The sequence below is a fragment of the Ancylobacter koreensis genome (genome assembly GCF_023016525.1).
Taxonomy (GTDB): Bacteria; Pseudomonadota; Alphaproteobacteria; order Rhizobiales; family Xanthobacteraceae; genus Ancylobacter; species Ancylobacter koreensis.
This window is the reverse complement of sequence record NZ_JALKCG010000001.1, coordinates 1299070-1316695: the sequence shown is the minus strand read 5'-3', so window position 1 is coordinate 1316695 and position 17626 is coordinate 1299070. Positions and strand designations below refer to the sequence as shown.

17 protein-coding genes and 1 tRNA gene are annotated in these 17626 nt (G+C 69.1%); 10 read left to right on the top strand and 8 right to left on the bottom strand.

Annotated features, from left to right (window positions below; translation table 11 throughout):
- Positions 1-93: 93 nt before the first annotated feature.
- Positions 94-1095, bottom strand: a complete 1002-nt coding sequence (locus MWN33_RS06080; protein ID WP_247199528.1) for a GlxA family transcriptional regulator — start codon at positions 1093-1095, stop codon at positions 94-96.
- Between the two features lie 126 nt (positions 1096-1221).
- Between MWN33_RS06080 and MWN33_RS06075 the strand changes: the two genes are divergently transcribed.
- From MWN33_RS06075 to MWN33_RS06055, 5 genes are all read left to right on the top strand, one after another.
- Positions 1222-2058, top strand: coding sequence for an alpha/beta fold hydrolase (locus MWN33_RS06075; RefSeq protein WP_247199527.1), 837 nt, complete (start codon positions 1222-1224; stop codon positions 2056-2058).
- A 67-nt stretch (positions 2059-2125) separates the two neighbouring features.
- Positions 2126-3010 carry an isocitrate lyase/PEP mutase family protein gene (locus tag MWN33_RS06070; protein WP_247199526.1) on the top strand — a complete coding sequence of 295 codons (885 nt, stop codon included), beginning with the start codon at positions 2126-2128 and terminating at the stop codon, positions 3008-3010.
- Between the two features lie 67 nt (positions 3011-3077).
- Positions 3078-3584 (top strand): YbhB/YbcL family Raf kinase inhibitor-like protein, encoded by a 507-nt coding sequence (locus tag MWN33_RS06065; protein ID WP_247199525.1) that lies wholly within the window; start codon positions 3078-3080, stop codon positions 3582-3584.
- Positions 3585-3679: 95 nt separating this feature from the next.
- Positions 3680-4414, top strand: a complete 735-nt coding sequence (locus tag MWN33_RS06060) for an MFS transporter (protein WP_247199524.1) — start codon at positions 3680-3682, stop codon at positions 4412-4414.
- Positions 4415-4434: 20 nt separating this feature from the next.
- A complete protein-coding gene (locus MWN33_RS06055; protein ID WP_247199523.1) occupies positions 4435-5706 on the top strand; it encodes an alpha/beta hydrolase family protein in 1272 nt (423 codons plus the stop codon).
- A gap of 440 nt (positions 5707-6146) precedes the next feature.
- On the opposite strand, the gene MWN33_RS06050 is transcribed toward MWN33_RS06055, so the two are convergent.
- The 3 genes from MWN33_RS06050 to MWN33_RS06040 form a co-directional block, all read right to left on the bottom strand.
- Positions 6147-6223: transfer RNA gene (locus tag MWN33_RS06050), tRNA-Arg, on the bottom strand.
- A gap of 156 nt (positions 6224-6379) precedes the next feature.
- A complete protein-coding gene (locus MWN33_RS06045; RefSeq protein ID WP_247199522.1) occupies positions 6380-7621 on the bottom strand; it encodes a glycoside hydrolase family 2 TIM barrel-domain containing protein in 1242 nt (413 codons plus the stop codon).
- Positions 7622-7643: 22 nt separating this feature from the next.
- Entirely contained in the window at positions 7644-9122 is a 1479-nt protein-coding gene (locus MWN33_RS06040; protein ID WP_425531971.1) for an ATP-binding protein, read from the bottom strand.
- A 614-nt stretch (positions 9123-9736) separates the two neighbouring features.
- On the opposite strand from MWN33_RS06040, the gene rpmH reads away from it, so the two are divergent.
- From rpmH to MWN33_RS06015, 5 genes are all read left to right on the top strand, one after another.
- The gene (rpmH, locus tag MWN33_RS06035) at positions 9737-9871 is read left to right on the top strand and encodes a 50S ribosomal protein L34 (RefSeq protein ID WP_013165198.1); all 135 of its coding nucleotides are present in this window, start codon (positions 9737-9739) and stop codon (positions 9869-9871) included.
- A gap of 65 nt (positions 9872-9936) precedes the next feature.
- The gene (rnpA, locus tag MWN33_RS06030) at positions 9937-10344 is read left to right on the top strand and encodes a ribonuclease P protein component (protein WP_247199520.1); all 408 of its coding nucleotides are present in this window, start codon (positions 9937-9939) and stop codon (positions 10342-10344) included.
- Positions 10334-12145 (top strand): membrane protein insertase YidC, encoded by a 1812-nt coding sequence (gene yidC / locus MWN33_RS06025; protein WP_247199519.1) that lies wholly within the window; start codon positions 10334-10336, stop codon positions 12143-12145. Before rnpA ends, yidC begins: the two co-directional genes overlap by 11 nt.
- A 49-nt stretch (positions 12146-12194) precedes the next feature.
- Positions 12195-12857, top strand: coding sequence for a ribosome biogenesis GTP-binding protein YihA/YsxC (yihA, locus tag MWN33_RS06020; RefSeq protein WP_247199801.1), 663 nt, complete (start codon positions 12195-12197; stop codon positions 12855-12857).
- A gap of 102 nt (positions 12858-12959) precedes the next feature.
- Positions 12960-14033, top strand: coding sequence for an NAD(P)-dependent alcohol dehydrogenase (locus MWN33_RS06015; RefSeq protein ID WP_247199518.1), 1074 nt, complete (start codon positions 12960-12962; stop codon positions 14031-14033).
- A 228-nt stretch (positions 14034-14261) separates the two neighbouring features.
- Here the strand turns inward: MWN33_RS06015 and MWN33_RS06010 are convergent, their stop codons facing one another.
- The 4 genes from MWN33_RS06010 to rpoN form a co-directional block, all read right to left on the bottom strand.
- The gene (locus MWN33_RS06010) at positions 14262-14588 is read right to left on the bottom strand and encodes a helix-turn-helix domain-containing protein (protein WP_247199517.1); all 327 of its coding nucleotides are present in this window, start codon (positions 14586-14588) and stop codon (positions 14262-14264) included.
- A 108-nt stretch (positions 14589-14696) separates the two neighbouring features.
- Positions 14697-15161 carry a PTS IIA-like nitrogen regulatory protein PtsN gene (gene ptsN / locus MWN33_RS06005; protein WP_247199516.1) on the bottom strand — a complete coding sequence of 155 codons (465 nt, stop codon included), beginning with the start codon at positions 15159-15161 and terminating at the stop codon, positions 14697-14699.
- Positions 15162-15258: 97 nt separating this feature from the next.
- Positions 15259-15858, bottom strand: a complete 600-nt coding sequence (gene hpf / locus MWN33_RS06000; RefSeq protein ID WP_247199515.1) for a ribosome hibernation-promoting factor, HPF/YfiA family — start codon at positions 15856-15858, stop codon at positions 15259-15261.
- A 171-nt stretch (positions 15859-16029) separates the two neighbouring features.
- Positions 16030-17610 carry an RNA polymerase factor sigma-54 gene (gene rpoN / locus MWN33_RS05995; protein ID WP_247199514.1) on the bottom strand — a complete coding sequence of 527 codons (1581 nt, stop codon included), beginning with the start codon at positions 17608-17610 and terminating at the stop codon, positions 16030-16032.
- Positions 17611-17626 lie beyond the last annotated feature (16 nt).

The window sequence follows — 17626 nt, the reverse complement described above, 5'->3', positions numbered from 1 at the left end:
TGCCGACGTGAAACGCGATGGCGTCAAGGTCGATCTCGTTCGGCTCGGTGATCCCCAGCTCCTGGAGAACCCGCTCGGCCTGGGTCAGGGGCATCAGGCACCGATGCCCCCGCGGATGGCCGCGACACCGAAACGCTGGCGGTACTCGCGAGGGCCGAGGCCTGTCACCTTAACGAACACTTTCCGGAACGCGCCCGGATCCTCGTAACCGACATCCCACGCCACCTGATCAACCGGCCGCGTGGTGGTCTCCAGCATCTCGCGCGCCTTGCCGACGCGCAGGTGCTGGCAGTACTCGGTCGGCTTCAGCCCCGTCGCCTTGTGGAAGCGGCGCAGGAAGGTGCGCGGCTCCAGCCCCGCCTTATCCGCCATGGCGTCGAGCGTCGCCTCGCGGGCACCGGTCGCCTGCAGCCAGTGCTGCACCTTCAGCACTGCCTCGTCGCCATGGCGCAGCCTGGGCGAGAACACGCTGTAGTACCGTTGCTCACGGCCCGGCGGGTCGACGAGGAGGAAGCGCGCGGTCTCCAGCATGGCGGTCGGCCCCAGAAGACGGTCCACCAGCCTGAGCCCGAGGTCAGTCCAGGCCATGAGCCCGCCCGCGGTGATGAGGTCGCCGTCGTCGATGACCAGCTTGTCGATGTCGACGCGAGCGTTCGGAAAGCGCTCCGCGAAGTCGTTGGCGTAAAACCAATGGGTGGTGGCGGCACGGCCCTCCAGCAGGCCGGTCTCGCCCAGCAGAAAGGCGCCGGCGCAGACCGAGGCGAGCGTCGCGCCGCCCTTGTGGCGCTCGCGCAGCCACACCGCCAACGGCGCCGCCTCCTCCGCCGTGATCGGCGCGATGACGGCCGGCGGCATGATGATGAAATCCGGCTCGCCCGGAACGCCCGGATCGCTGTCGAAGACGCGCTCGGCGTCCGTGCCGCTTTCACTGCCGCGCCAATGGCTGATCCGCAGGCGCGGCGCCGCGGCGCCGAGACGACGCCTCGCAAGCAAATTGGCGACCGAGAACAGGTCGGTGAGCCCATGGGCCGCGCCGAGCTGCGCGCCGGGATAGAGCAGTATGGCGATCTCCGCCAAAGGGCCTGGTGTCGTCATTTGTCAGTTATGGCCTGATATCTGTCGATCATGCCAATCCGAAAGCGCACTTCGGACGGCTAATTTCTCTCCATCGAATTGAACCGCCGCGGACCACGGGGCCCGGCCATAACAGGAGACGAGATCATGAGCACGGTCACCACCACCGACGGCGTCGAAATCTTCTTCAAGGATTGGGGGCCCAAGGATGCCCAGCCGATCATGTTCCATCACGGCTGGCCGCTGTCGTCGGACGACTGGGATGGGCAGATGCTGTTCTTCCTTTCCAAGGGCTACCGTGTCATCGCCCATGACCGGCGCGGTCATGGCCGCTCCAGCCAGGTCTGGGATGGCCACGACATGGACCACTACGCGGCCGACGCCTCGGCGGTGGTCCAGCATCTCGACCTGCGCAACGCCGTCCATATCGGCCATTCGACCGGCGGCGGCGAGGTCGCCCGCTACGTCGCCAGGCATGGCGAGCCGCAGGGCCGGGTCGCCAAGGCGGTGCTGGTCAGCGCTGTGCCCCCGCTGATGGTGAAGACGGCGAACAATCCCGGCGGCCTGCCGATCGAAGTGTTCGACGGCTTCCGCAAGGCGCTCGCCGACAACCGCGCGCAGTTCTTCGTCGACGTGCCCGCCGGCCCCTTCTACGGCTTCAACCGGCCCGGCGCGACGGTCCATCAGGGCGTTATCGATAACTGGTGGCGGCAGGGCATGATGGGCTCCGCCAAGGCGCACTATGACGGCATCAAGGCGTTCTCGGAGACCGACCAGACCGAGGACCTGAAGGCGATCACCGTGCCGACGCTCGTGCTGCATGGCGAGGACGACCAGATCGTCCCGATCGACGACAGCGCCCGGCTCTCCGCCCCGCTGCTCAAGAACGGCACGCTGAGGACCTATCCCGGCCTCGGCCACGGCCTGCTGACCCTGAACGCCGACATCCTCAACGCCGACATCCTCGCCTTCATCGAGAGCTGAGCCACGACTGCGCGGGCGCACCGGAGACGGTGCGCCCTGCCACTTCATCGCTTCACGGGGAACGACAATGGCAAACCCAGTCCTGAGGACCATGCTGCAGAACCGCGAGTTCGTGGCGGCGCCCGGCGTGTTCGACCTGGTCTCGACCAAGATCGCCGACCGCACCAGGGCCGAGGCGCTCTACATGACCGGCTTCGGCACGGTAGCGTCGTATCTCGGCTATCCCGATGCGGGCCTCGCCACCTATACCGACATGCTGGACCGAGCCACAGCGATCGCCGCGGCCACCGGCAAGCCCCTGATCGCCGACGGCGATACCGGCTATGGCGGCCTGCTCAACGTCGCCCACACCGTCCGCGGCTATGAGAAGGCCGGGGTGAGCATGATCCAGATCGAGGATCAGCAGATCCCGAAGAAATGCGGCCATACGCCGGGCCGCCACCTCGTCCCCGTCTCGGAGATGGCGAACAAGATCCGTGTCGCCTGCGACGCCCGCTCCTCAGCGGATTTCCTGATCATGGCCCGCACCGACGCCATCGCCTCGGAGGGGCTGGACAGCGCCCTCCGCCGCGCCGAGGCCTATGTGCAGGCGGGCGCCGACGCGATCTTCATCGAGGCGCCGGTGGATGTGGAGCAGATGCGGATCATCGGCGCGGCGGTGGACGCGCCGCTCGTGTCCAACCAGCTCCACGGCGGCAAGACCCCCATCCTGCCGCAGTCGCAACTCGCCGAGCTCGGCATCGCCATCGCCATCTATCCGACCGCCGGCCTGTTCGCCGCCGCCGCCGCGCTCGCCCGCACCTATGACGACCATGTCGCGGATCGCCCGGTGTCGGCGCCGCTCTACGGCTTCCACGACTTCACCGAGATGATCGGCTTCCAGCAGGTCTGGGACTTCGAGGCGAAATACGGCGACCTACTCAAGGAAGAGACCGCCGCCGCAGCGGTGTGAGAGCTGGAGTCGGCCTCTGCGCCCGACGCGCTCCACGCCTGTCACGCCAATATATGGAGCACTCCCAATGAACTCCTTTGTTCCGTTCACCATCATGTCGCCGGCTATCGACGCCGCCGGCCTCATTCCGGAACGCTTTGTCGGCAACCGCTTCGGCTGCACCGGCGGCGATATCTCGCCACCGCTGACCTGGAGCGGCGTGCCCGCGGCGGCGAAGAGCCTGGCGCTGACGGTCTATGACCCCGACGCGCCGACCGGCAGCGGCTTCTGGCACTGGCTGGTCGCCAATCTGCCGCCTTCCATCGAGGGCCTGCCCGAGGGAGCCGGGGCCGTCGGCGGGGCCGGCCTGCCGGCGGGCGCCGTGTTCGGCCTCGGCGATGCCGGCGTCGCCGGCTATTTCGGCCCGACCCCGCCGGCGGGTGACCCGCCGCACCGCTACATCTTCACGCTCCACGCCGTCGACACCGACCGGCTGCCGGTCGACGGCACCTCCTCCGGAGCGCTGGTCGGGTTCGCGCTCCACTATCATACAGTCGCCAAGGCGACCGTCATCTATCGGTACGGCAGGAAATAGCCGAACAGCCGAGCGAACAGACAACCGGTGACCGGAGACGGTGCGCCCATTGCCGCCTGCCAGCCTCGGGTCTCCTCATGAGGTGGAGACGCCCCATGATTCCCTCCGAAAACCGCACGGCGGTCTTCGCCATCGTCATCGCGGCCTTCGCCGCCACGCTTGGCATCGGCACGCTGGTCCCCGCCATCCCCGCCCTCACGGCGGGCCTGCCGGCGGTGGCGCACGGCGCGCTCCTCTCTGCCTTCGCCTTCGCCCGCATCGGCACGGCGATGACCTTCACCGGCTTCCTCGCCCGCATCACCGTGTCCTGGGTGGTGGTCCCGGCGGTGGCCACCACCATGCTCTCCTTGTCGCCGCAGCATTACGGCCTCATCATCGGCGTGGGTACCGCGGTCAATCTCCTGTTCCTGCCGGTGAATGCCCGTCTCATCGACAGCTGGAGCGCGAGCCGCACGGTCCTGGCGGCGAGTGCGCCGACGCTCATGGGCGTGGTCCTGATGTGGCTCGCCCCGGTGCAATGGGCGCTCTGGGTCGGCACGGCCTTTGTCATGATCGTCACTAGCGCGCTGGTGACGGCGGCGGCCACCGTGGCGCTGGAGGGCATACCTCCCGAGCAGACGGGCGCAGTCACCGGCACCAACCGGGCGGCCGGGGACATTGGCACCGCCCTCGGCCCAATCCTCGCCTCGGGCGCAACCGTGCTGCTCGGCTTGACGGCGTCACCGCCGCCGTACTGGCGGTCTGTCTTGCCGCCTTCGCCGTGTTGCGTCTTCGCTTCGGGCAGCCCCGCCGCGCCGGCCACAATCAAGGCGAGCCGCAGTGGAGGCTGACTCATCGTCTGTGCATTGGCGTGATCGCGGTAACCTGTGCGTGGACTTGGCGCCGATGCAATCGCCCTCCAGAAAGGTTACCGACCATGTTGTTTAAGAATGAATTCCACGATGACTTCGGCACCTGGCCGCTGGCTTACATCCCCTATGGCGGCGCCGATTTCGGCGAGGTCAGGGCCGTGGCGGACGCCGTAGGTGACGGCGATGACGGCGCCTTCCATGAAGCGTTTGTGGCTGCGGGCGACCGGCTGAAGGGCGAGGGAGACGAGGCCCTTGCCAAGGGCCACGAGGTGAGTGCTCGCGAATCCTATCTGCGAGCAAGCACCTTTTATGCCGCCTCCTTCCATCCCATTTTCGGCGCTCCTGTGGACCCGCGCCTCCTCGCCGCATACCGCAAGCAGGTTGCAGCGCTCAACGCGGCTCTGGCGCTGGGTCCCCATCCGGTCAAGCCCCTGAGCATCCCGTTCGGCGAGACGCCCATGCCCGGCTATTTCATTCCCGCACATGGCTTCGAGACCGAGCGGCGGCCGCTCGTCATCCTCAACAACGGCTATGACGCCACCATCACCGACACCTATTTCGCGTCCGCCGTGGCGGCCTCAAGGCGGGGCTATCATGCCTTGCTGTTCGACGGCCCCGGCCAGGGCGCGATGCTCTATGAGGAGGGCATTCCGCTGCGGCCCGACTGGGAAGTGGTGGTCAATGCAGTGGTGGACTTTGCGGTGGCCTTGCCGCTGGTGGATCCCGAGCGTATCGCCCTCTATGGCTGGAGCCTCGGCGGGCATCTCGCGCCCCGCGGCGCCTCCGGCGAGCCGCGCCTCGCCGCCCTCATCGCCGATCCCGGCACCTGGAGCATCGCCGACGGCTTCCGTAAGGTGGTGGTGAGCAAGTTTGGCATCGCCCCCGAGGCGGCAGCCGATCTCGGCACCCTGGACCAGGCAGTGATCGATCGTCTGGATGCCATCATCCGCAAGGACCGCACGCTCCATTGGAAGATTGTCCAGCGCGGCTTCTGGGTGCACGGCGTCGACAATCTGCGCGCCTTCTTCGCCTCCGCCGAGCCCTTCGCCCTGAAGGGCCGGGCCGAGCTGGTCCAATGCCCCACCCTGATCACCCAGACCGAAGGCGACGCGCTGGCCGAGGATGCCGGCACCTTCCTCGACGCGCTCACCTGTCCCACGACGCTTTTGAGCTTCACTGCGGCCGAGGGCGCGGACGGGCATTGCGAAATGCAGAACCGCTCGCTCCTCAACCGCCGTGTCTTCGACTGGCTCGACGAACAGTTCGCGTAAAGCGCTATGTCCGCGGTGTTTTCCGATATGGGGGACCGTTCTGCCGCCGAACGCCGAGTGGAGCCTCATGCGAAAGTAGTTTGAGCGACCTGCCATCCCACCTCGGAACGGGTCTCGAAGGCATTGAGATGGATGCACTCGCATTTCAGTGACCGCCAGAGCCGTTCGATGAAGTCCATCGAACGGCTGAGCGATCCATGGCTCCGCCCGTCTGCGTCCTGCAGTACCCGGATGAAGCGCGGGCTGAGGAATTGGCTGTCTCGTTCACCGAAATATCGGCGATACTCGGCCATTCATCGCCAGCCCCTTTCGCGCGCGCCTTCCGTTACCGGACAGCAGGCATGAGGACCAACGCGTTTCGCGCTCGCAACCCGGCATTGGTCGCCGCTTGACCAATCTGTGACCAAGCCCGGCACGGACGTGGGGCGATAAACTGAATATGGCGCGCCCGAAGAGATTCGAACTCCTGACCCCCAGATTCGTAGTCTGGTGCTCTATCCAGCTGAGCTACGGGCGCCCGGCCTTTCCGTAGCGGGAAAGGCCTTGTTCGCGGCAGGCTTGGCTGCCGTGAGGGCCCGTGAGCTACCCCGTTTCCGCGCATATTGCAAGACGTCGCGGTGACGGCGCGAGCTTTCCACAGGCTATCGCCCATTGTCTTGCCGGCACGACGGGCCTAGCGCACCTCGAAGGGCATGTTGGCGGTGGCTGCGGCGCCGCGCCCGTCGCGCAGCTCGACGAAGATGCGGTAGCGCCCCGGCGGCAGGCCGGACACGCGCGCGCCCGTCGGCCCGGACTGGCGCACGGCATCGGGAAATGACGCCGGCACCGCCTCCGGATCACCGCCCACCGAGCGCGCCGCGCTCTCGGCCATCACGAACCAGCGCACCTCCATGAGCTCGCCATCAGGCTCCACCGCGTCGAGGGTGAAAGCGCCCTCCTCGTCCGCCGCCCAACTCGCGAAGGGCGCGCTCGGCTCGCCGGCGACGCGCAGGGAGACGATTCGCGGGGCGTGGTTGCCGCTGGGCAGCGCGCCGCCCCACGCTTCCGCCATGGCTTCGGCCGCCTCCAGCCTGCTGCCGTCGGCCAGCAGCAGGCTGTGCCAGCTCGGCGTCACCTCCTGCTTCTGGCCCCAGAGGAAGACGATGGCGCCGGCCTGCGCGTCTTCCAGCGCCTTGAGATAGCGGCGCAGCTGGATCGCCTTCTGCGTCGAGGACGGCTCGAAGGGCGCGCCCCAGGGCGCGCGCGCCGCCTGCCACTGGCCGAGAGCGCCGAGCTCCGTGATGACAATCGGCCCCCGCCACCCCTGCTCGCGGGCGCGGGACGGGGCGGAATAAAGCGCGTCGCCGTAGGAATTGAGGCCGAGCGCCTGGATGCTCGGCGCCTGCGCCATGAGCTTTGCCACCTTGTCGGTGCCGGTTTCGGCCAGCACGGCGAGCGTGGGATGGACGGGATCGACCCGGCGCACCATCGCGGCCACCGTCTCGATCTCCGGCCAGACGGCCGAATCGTCGGCGAGGTCGACCTCCACCTCGTTGCCGATGCCCCACATCAGCAGCGCGGGATGGTCCCTGTAGCGGGTGACGAGGGCTTCGAGTTCGGCGAGCTGACGGGCGCGGAAGGCGGGGTCGGCATAGTCCGCGCCCTGCCGGGGCTGGCCGACCCACAGGCCGGCGATGACCTTGAGGCCGAGCTTGTCCGCCGCGTCGAGCAGCGGGCCGGGATCCTCGCCATAGGAGCGCACCGTGGTGGCGCCGAGGCCCGGCAGCGGCGCCAGCGGGCCGTCGCCGGCCACGCCGCGCACCGCGAAGGGCCGGCCGTCGACAAGGATGTCGCGGCCGGAGACGCTCACCTCGGCGGCGGTGGCCGGCAGGGCGGCGAAGAGAAGGGGGGCGCCGAGCGCGAGGGAGAGGAGCATGCGCCGGCGCCGGCGCGCGCGCTCAGCCATGCGAGCGCAGCGCCCGCTGGGCGTCGCGATGGGCGTCGAGGTCGACCGGCCGGTCGGGCACGCGCAGCTGGAAGGTGGCGCCGATAGTGCCGGGCACGAGCTGGATGTCGCCGCCATGCGCCTGCATCAGCTCGGCGGCAATGGCGAGGCCGAGCCCGGTGCCGCCGCGCCGCGCCGAGCCCTGGAAGGCCTCGAACAGATGGGCGCGGGCGCGCTCGGGCACGCCGGGGCCGGTATCGGCGACCTCGATGACGACGATGGCGCCCTCGCGCCGCCCCGTGATGCGTATCTGGTCGCGGGAGAGATCGTTGGGCGCGCGGGCGGAAAGAGCCTCCACCGCGTTGCGGCACAGGTTCAGAAGCACGCGGAAGAGTTGGTCGGGGTCGGCGTCGACCTCCAGCCCCCGGTCGATCGATTCGACGAAACCGATGCCCGCGCCGTCCTCGCTCGCGCCGAGGCCCAGAGTGTCGCGCACCTCGGCGACCATCGGGGCGAGCGCCACCATGCGCCGCTCGGGCGGGGGCTCCTGCGCGCGGCCATAGGCGAGCGTATGCTGGCAATAGGCGATGGCGCGGTCGAGCGCCGCCTCCAGCTTGGGCGCGAAGCGCTGCACCGCCGGGTCCTGGATATCGGCGAGGCGGTCGGAGATGAGCTGCACCGAGGCCAGCAGGTTGCGCAGATCGTGGTTGATCTTCGACACGGCGAGGCCGAGCGCGGCGAGATGGCTCTTCTGCTGCAGCGTCTCGGCGATCTGCCGCTGCATGTCGGTGAGTTCGCGCTCCGCCTGGCCGATCTCGTCGAGGCGCGTGCCGCGCTCCATGTCGGGCACCGGCAGGGCGGGGTTGTCGCGGAAGGCGATCATGCGTTGGGTGAGGCGGCGCATCGGGCGCACGAACATCCAGGCGAGGCCGAGATAGACCAGCGCGCCGGTCAGCGCGGCGATCACCGCCGAGACCAGCAGCAGGTTGCCGGTGAAGCGCAGCATCGCCTTGCGCAGCGGCGTCTCGTTGAACACGATCTCGACGAAGCCGTCGCCGCGCGGGGGCGTGCCGACGGCGCGGATGATGCGCCCATCGCGCGCGAGCAGCGTGTCGGCCGCCTCCGTCACCGCCTGCCACGGGCCGACATCGCGCACGTCGGCGTGGTGGTCGACCTCCGGCGGCATGTCGGAGGAGGCGAGCAGGCGGCGCGTGTCGTCGCGCTTGAGGGCGACCGTGATGGCGCCGACGCTGCGCAGAAGCTCCTGCGTGAGCTGGGGGGGAATCATCCCGTCCGGCGCGGCGTCCAGCACCAGCGCGGCGGTGCGCGCGGCGGCCAGCCGGTCGGACAGCCAGTTGAGCCGGAAGGCGGCGACCGCCGGCACGAGGATCAGCACCTCCGCCAGCAGCACGAAGGCGAGGGTGAACACCAGCAGCTTGCCGGACAGGCCGAGATGGCGCAGCTTGCGGCCGGCCGGCGGGCCGCCGGCCATGCGGGCGGGCGCGCGCTCCGGCGCCGGCACCGCCGCCTCCGGGCGCACGACCTCGGGACGCACGACCTCGCCGTCCGCCGTGACGGCGGACAGGGCGACGGCGCGCACTCCGGTTTCGTTGTCCTGCTTCATCCAACCCCTGCCCTGCCGGCGGGCAGCGCGCGCCACCGGCGGAAGTCCTATCCGAGCCAATGAATGCGGCAGGGAGACGACGCTACGTCACTCCTACGCAGGCGCGACCCGGACGGATGTGCCCCAGCTCTTCATGTATGGCGCCGGCCCGTGATCGCCAGAGTGTGATCGCCATCGGCTTGCGGGAGCCTTGCAAAAGCGCGAGCCCGTTCCCGTCGGCTCCGCGCGCCCGTGCCACGCGCCCGAGCCGTGGTTGGCCTGTGTCCAGCCGGCGGCACGGCGGACGGCAAGCTGCGCACAACTTGCCGCGGACACGTTGACTTGGTCCGGGGCGCCCCCTATAAGCCGGCTCCAACCACGGCTGCCCTCGCGGTCGGGTTGCCCCCTGCATGCGCGCTTGTCGCCGCGACTGGTTTCGCGGTCTGCCGGAAGCGGGGAGCATTCCGGCCGGGCAGCTTATCGAAACGAGCGGAGAAATTCCCGTGAAGCGCACTTATCAACCGAGCAAGCTCGTGCGCGCCCGCCGGCACGGCTTCCGTGCGCGCATGGCGACCCGCAACGGCCGCAAGATCATCAATGCCCGCCGGGCTCATGGCCGCAAGCGTCTGTCGGCCTGATCCCGCCTTTCGGCCCCACATGGCTGGGGCACGCCGCCCTGCTGCCTGAGGATCGGCGCCCCGCCATGCACCGGATCGTCAAGCGCAAGGACTTCCTGGCCGCAGCCTCCGGGCTGCGCGCCAATTCCGGCCCGCTGCTCATGCAGGGCCGCGACCGCGCGGACGACACCGCTCCCCGCATCGGCCTCACCGTCACCAAGAAGCACGGCAACGCCGTGGTGCGAAACCGCATCCGCCGCCGGCTGCGCGCAGCCGTCCGCGACGCCCTGCCGCGCGCGGGCAAGGACGGTTTCGACTATGTGATCGTCGCCCGGCGCGCCGCGCTCGGCACGCCCTTCACCGACCTTGTCAAAGACATCGAACGGGGCATAGCCCGCCTCCATTCAGGGAGCCGGCGTACGCCCAAGCCCGCACGCGACCATGCCGCGCGGGATTCGGCACGCGCCGACGGAGAAACGCTGCATGACCAGTGAAAACCGCAACATGATCCTCGCCATCGTGCTGTCGATGGCGGTGCTCATCGCCTGGCAGTACTTCTCCGGCAGTTTCGGCGGCGCCCCGCAGCACCAGCAGCAGGCCGCGCAGCAGACGCAGACCGGCGCGCCCGCCGCCGGCACCGAGGCCCCCGCCCCCGGCACGACGGCGCCCGCTCCGGCAACGGCCGCGCCCAAGGCGCTCAGCCGCGCCGAGGCGCTCGCCCGCTCGCCGCGCGTCGCCATCGAGACGCCGAGCGTCATCGGCTCCATCGCGCTCAAGGGCGGGCGCATCGACGACCTGTCGCTGAAGGGCTATCACGAGACCGTCGACAAGAGCAGCCCGATCATCGTGCTGCTCTCCCCCTCGGGCGGCCCCTCTCCGTTCTATGCCGAGTTCGGCTGGGTGCCGGGCGCCGGCGCCACCGTCGCCGTGCCGGGCACCGACACGCTGTGGACCGCCCCGGAAGGCGCCAAGCTGACGCCCGACACCCCGCTGGTGCTGAGCTGGGACAATGGCGCGGGCCTCGTCTTCCGCCGCACCGTCACCATCGACCCGAACTATATGTTCCACGTGGTGGACGAGGTGGAGAACACCACCGCCGACCCGGTGGCGCTGCATCCCTATGCGCTGGTCTCGCGCCACGGCACGCCGCACACGCTCGGCTACTACATCCTGCACGAGGGCCTGATCGGCGTGACCTCGGAAGGCGGGCTGCACGAGATCAAGTACAAGGACATCGCCGACCGCAAGTCGGAGACCTTCCCCTCGGTCGGCGGCTGGCTCGGCATCACCGACAAGTACTGGGCCGCCACCGTCATCCCCGGCGCGGCCGAGAAGGTGCAGGCGCGCTTCTCCGCCGCGCAGAACGGCAACGACCTGACCTACCAGACCGACTTCCTCGGTGACGCGGTGAGCGTGGCGCCGGGCGCCAAGGCCTCCACCGACGGACGCCTGTTCGCCGGCGCCAAGGTGGTCCAGCTCGTCGACGGCTACCAGCAGCAGTACAATATCGACCGCTTCGACCGGCTGATCGACTGGGGCTGGTTCTATTTCATCACCAAGCCGCTGTTCCTGGTGATCGACTGGATCTACCGCTTCGTCGGCAATTTCGGCGTCGCCATCCTCGTCGTCACGGTGATGCTCAAGGCGATCTTCTTCCCGCTCGCCAACAAGAGCTACGCCTCCATGGCGAAGATGAAGGCGGTGCAGCCGGAGATCCAGTCGCTGCGCGAGCGCTACGGCGACGACCGCGTGAAGCTCCAGCAGGCGATGATGGAGATCTACAAGAAGGAGAAGATCAACCCGGTCGCGGGCTGCCTTCCGATCCTGATCCAGATCCCCGTCTTCTTCGCGCTTTACAAGGTGCTGTTCGTCACCATCGAGATGCGGCATGCGCCGTTCTTCGGCTGGATCCGCGATCTCTCGGCGCCCGACCCGACGACCATCTTCAACCTCTTCGGCCTCATTCCGTGGGATCCCGGCCAGGTGCCGGTGATCGGCCACTTCCTGCTGCTCGGCGTGTGGCCGATCATCATGGGCTGCACCATGTGGGCGCAGATGAAGCTCAACCCGGCCCCGCCGGACCCGACGCAGAAGATGATCTTCGACTGGATGCCGCTGGTCTTCACCTTCATGCTGGCCTCGTTCGCCTCGGGCCTCGTCATCTACTGGGCGTGGAACAACACGCTCTCGGTGATCCAGCAGTCGATCATCATGCGCAAGAACGGCGTGAAGATCGAATTGTGGGACAATGTGAGGAGCGTCTTCGTCCGCAAGAAGAAGCCGAAGGCCGGCTGACGCGGTGGGCGAGCACGGACACGAGAACGAGGACGCGGCAGCGGCGCAGATGCCCGCCGCCGCGTCCGCCTTCACCCCCGACGAGATCGAGGCCGGGCGGCGGCTGTTCGCCGGCGAGTGGAACTTCCTCTCGGCGGCCCCGACGATTCCCACCCTGCCGCCGATGCGCGGCATCGAGATCGCGCTGGCCGGCCGCTCCAATGTTGGCAAGTCCAGCCTCGTCAACGCGCTGACCGGCCGCAAGGCGCTGGCGCGCACCTCGGTGACGCCGGGGCGTACGCAGGAGCTGATCTTCTTCGGCCTCGGCCCCGACCTCACGCTGGTCGACATGCCGGGCTACGGCTTCGCCAAGGCACCCAAGGACAAGGTGGACGCCTGGACGGCGACCATCCACGCCTATCTGCGCGGGCGGGCCAATCTGGCGCGCGTCTTCGTGCTCATCGATTCCCGCCACGGGCTGAAGCCCATCGACACCGAGGTGCTGGACGGGCTCGACAAGGCGGCGGTCTCCTATGCCGTGGTGCTGACCAAGGCCGACCAGCTCAAGAAGGGCGAGCTCGCCGCGCGCATCGACGCCACGCAGGCCGCTCTCGCCCGCCGCCCGGCCGCCTTCCCTCTCGTCTTCCCGACCTCCAGCCGCGAGGGCGAGGGCATTGCGGAGCTGCGCGCCGCCGTGGTGCGGCTGATGGCCGAGCGCGGCATCGCGTTCTAGCCCGCCTTCGCCTCGACTCCATTGGCCGGCTTTTGACCCCGGTCATGGCGACCGGGCCACGGGCGCGCATTCTCCTGCCGCATCCACTGCAGGAGAGTTTCCATGCCCAAGATGAAAGCGGCCATCTTCGTTGAGCCCGGCCGCATCGTGCTCGACGAGAAGCCGGTTCCCGAGATCGGGCCGCTCGACGCGCTGATCCGCATCACCACCACGACGATCTGCGGTACCGACGTCCATATCCTCAAGGGCGAGTACCCGGTGGAAAAGGGGCTGACCATCGGCCACGAGCCGGTCGGCATCATCGAGAAGCTCGGCGCGCAGGTGACGGGCTACACGGAAGGCCAGCGCGTCATCGCCGGCGCCATCACCCCGAGCGGCACCTCCTATGCCTGCCTGTGCGGCTGCGGCTCGCAGGACGGACCGGGCATGAAGCACGGCTTCAGGCCGATGGGCGGCTGGAAGTTCGGCAACACCATCGACGGCACGCAGGCCGAATATGTGCGGGTGCCCGACGCCCTCGCCAATCTCGCCCCGGTGCCGGACGAACTGTCGGACGAAGAAGTTCTGATGTGCCCGGACATCATGTCGACCGGCTTCTCCGGCGCCGAGAGCGGCGCGGTGCAGATCGGCGACACGGTGGCGGTGTTCGCGCTCGGCCCCATCGGCCTGTGCGCGGTGGCCGGCGCGAAGCTCAAGGGCGCCACCCGCATCATCGGCGTCGACACGGTGCCCGAGCGCCTCGCCATCGCCCGCCAGCTCGGCTGCAGCGACGTGGTGGACTTCAGGCAGGGCGACGTGGTCGGGCAGATCATGGCGCTGACCGACGGGCGCGGCGTCGACGTCTCCATCGAAGCGCTGGGCACGCAGAACACCTTCGAATCGGCGCTGCGCGTGCTGCGGCCGGGCGGCACGCTGTCCTCGCTCGGCGTCTATTCGAGCGACCTGACCATCCCGCTCGGCGCCTTCTCGGCGGGGCTGGGCGACAACAAGATCGTCACCACGCTGTGCCCCGGCGGCAAGGAGCGCATGCGCCGGCTGATCGACGTCATCGCCTCCGGCCGCGTCGACCTCAAGCCGCTGGTCACCCACCGCTTCAGGCTGGACGACATCGAGGCCGCCTACGACCTGTTCTCGCACCAGCGCGACGGCGTGCTGAAGGTGGCGATCACGCCCTGAACGGCGGGCTCCCGGCGGCCCCGCCCGTATCCCGGCCCAGCGGAGCCGGAGGCGGAGCGCGGCGCCGGGACCCAGCGGAAAACGCCGCCGAAGGCGCTTCGACGCCGAGGTGCGTCGGATCGAGACGCCTCGCACAGGGGCTCGGCGGCTTTGCCGATCCCTCCACCTGGGTCCCGGATCGGCGCCGTGCGTCGCACGGCTTGTCCGGGAAACAGGGAAGAGCCCCCCTCACACGTCGTTGGCGGAGCTGAGCTGCTCGGGGGCGATGTAGCCGCCCTTCTGCCGCAGGCGCAGGCCCGGCCCGCCGCCGCTGCTCGCCTCCCCGGCGTCGAGGAAGTCGATGCCGGCCTCCTCCAGCGCGCGGCGCAGGCGCTCGGCCTCGCCGGGGTCGGCATCGACGCCCGGCTCGCGGCCCTGCTCGAATTCGTGCAGCCAGTCCGGCGTCACCCGCGCCCGCTCGGCGAGTTCCTGCGGGCTCCAGTTGAGCACGGCGCGGGCAGCGCGCACCTGCTCGGGGCTGACGGCGAGATTGGCGGGGACCGGCGTGTCGGCCATGGACATATCTCCTGAGGGCTTCACCCCGATGAGATAGGGCGCCGCCGTCGTGCTGTCACGGGCGACGAAGGCTGGCGATGCCAGATCGCCCGGCGCGGTAATGGCAACTCAGGCCGCGTCGGTCGCCGGGGTGCCGGTGAGGATGGCGTGGATCGAGGCGGCATCACGCGAGGTGCGCAGCTTCTTGGCGACCTCCGGATCGCGCAGCAGACGGGCGACGCGCGCCAGCGCCTTGAGATGGTCGGCGCCCGCCGCCTCCGGCGCCAGCAGCAGGAAGATCAGGTCCACCGGCTCGCCGTCCAGCGATTCGAAGTCAATCGGCTTGTCGAGCCGGGCGAACATGCCGAACAGCCTGTCCATCTTGGCGAGCTTGCCGTGCGGGATGGCGATGCCGTTGCCGACGCCCGTGGAGCCGAGCCGCTCGCGCTGGTTCAGCGTCTCGAAGATTTCCCGCTCGTCCCGCTTCAGAAGCTCGGCCGCGTGGGCGGCGAGTTCCTGCAGAGCCTGCTTCTTGCTGCCGACCCGCAGGGTCGGGAAGACCGCGGACAACGCCAGAATGTCGTTCAGGGCCATGAGAGAATCCGCGGCGTGACGAGACAGGCGGTGGACGAGGCGAGGGAAAGCGCGCGGACGGGCCTCGCCGCCGCGCGTTTCCGGGAATGATGAGCGGTCAATGCACGTCTTCCGACACGGCGCCGGTCGGCGGGTCGACCCAGCCGACATGGCCGTCACCGCGCCGGTACACGACGTTGATGCGCCCGTGGCCGGCATGGCGGAAGACGAGGGCGGCGGCGCCGGTGAAGTCGAGCTCCAGCACCGCGTCGCTCACCGAGAGGCGCGGCAGGCTGGCGGTCGCCTCGGCCACCACGGTCGGGCTCCAGCCCTCGATCAGCTCGAACTCGTCATGCTCGGGGGCGGAAAACACGGTGAGCGGCACCGTCTCGGCGCTCGGCTCGCTCTCCCCCTCGCCCGTGCCGGCGCGGCGCTTGATGCGGCTCTTGTAGCGGCGCAGCCGCGTCTCGATCCGCTCGACGGCGGCGTCGGCGCTCGAATAGGGGTCCTGCGCATCGGCATGCGCCTGCAGGATGGTCCCGCTGTCGAGGTGGAGCGCGCAGTCCGAGCGATAGCCGGAGCCCTCGCGGGCCACGGTGACGTGGCCGGACCAGCCACCGTCGAAGTACTTGCCCATGGCGCCGGCCACACGGTCGGAGACCCGTTGCCTGAGCGCCTCGCCCACGTCGAGATTTTTTCCAGAAACCCGCAGCGGCATCGTGACTAGTCCCTCTGCTGGGGCGAGGCCTGGGGCGGTCGATCGTTTCCGCCCCTGCCCTGCCCGAACCCCCTACATGCCCGGCCGGTGCCCTTAAGAGGTAGGAGCCGCGAGGGAATGTGTCAACGAGGGGCAGTGGATAGCGTGGCGGTGATCCCTTCCACGGGCCGCTCAGCCGGCCGCAAGCGCAGCCTGCTTCTCGCGCCGGCGCTGCACGGATGAAGGAATCCGCATCGCCTCGCGGTATTTGGCGACCGTGCGGCGGGCGATATCGATTCCCGCCTCGCGCAGCCGCTGCACCAGCGTGTCGTCGGAGAGCACGTCGTCCGGGCTTTCCGCGTCGATCATCTGCTTGATGCGGAAGCGCACCGATTCCGCAGAATGCGCCTCGCCGCCGTCGGAGGAGGAAATAGAAGACGAGAAGAAATATTTCATCTCGAAGATTCCGCGCGGCGTCGCCATGTATTTGTTGGATGTCACGCGCGAGACGGTGGATTCGTGCATGCCGATGGCGTCCGCCACCATGCGCAGGTTCAGCGGCCGCAGATGCTGCACGCCCAGCGTCAGGAAAGCGTCCTGCTGGCGCACGATCTCGGTCGCCACCTTCAATATGGTGCGGGCCCGCTGGTCGAGCGAGCGGGTGAGCCAGGTCGCCGTCTGCATGCAGTCGGACAGGAAGGCCTTCTCACGTTCGTTGCGCGTGGTCTTCTGGACCCGCGCATAATAGGTCTGGTTCACCAGCACGCGCGGCAGCGTGTCGGCGTTCAGCTCGATGAGCCAGTTGTCCGGCGCGCCACGCACGAACACATCCGGCACGATGGGCTGGATGACGCCGGAACCGAAGGCGAGGCCCGGCTTGGGGTTGAGGCGGCGGATCTCGGCGACCATCTCCGCCAGATCCTCGTCGTCGACGCCGCACACGCGCTTGAGCGTGGCGAACTCGCGGCGGGCGAGCAGCTCCAGATGGTTCAGCAGCGCCGCCATGCAGGGATCGAAACGGTTGCGCTCGCGCAGCTGGATCGCGAGGCATTCGGAAAGCGAGCGCGCGCCGATGCCCGGCGGATCGAAGCCCTGCACCACGCCGAGCACCCGCTCGACGCTCGCCAGCGGCGCGCCGAGGCGTTCGGCGACACTGGCGAGATCGGTGGTGAGGTAGCCCGCCTCGTCGATCAGGTCGATGAGGTTCTGGCCGATCAGCCGCTCCACCGGATCGGTCAAGGCGAGGGCGAGCTGGCTCTCCAGATGGTCGCCCAGCGTCGTCTCGGCGGAGACAAAGGCCTCCAGATTGTAGCCGTCATCGTCCCGCCCGCCCGAGCCGACGCCGGACCATTCCGAATAGGCCGGCGCCTCGCCGCCGGGCGGGCCGCCGACCGGCTCGCGGGGCACGTCGTCGGGGAACACGTTTTCGAGATTGGTGTCGAGCCGGTCCTCGATGGCGCGGCCGGATTCCAGCCGCTCCTCCATCCAGTCGGCGCGCTCCTCGCGCCCGCCGGCCGCTTCCGCCGCCTCGAAGCCGGCGCCCGGGTGGGCCTCGCCGTCGCCCTCGCCTTCCTGGCCGCGCTCGCCCTCGGCGGTACGCTCGCCCTCCGGCTCGACCTGGCGCTCCAGCAGCGGGTTGCGTTCGAGCTCGGCCTCGACATAGGCCACGAGGTCGAGATTGGAGAGCTGCAGCAGCTTGATCGCCTGCATGAGCTGCGGCGTCATCACCAGCGACTGGGTCTGGCGGAATTCGAGACGCGGACTCAGCGACATGGCGCGCACTCCCCAG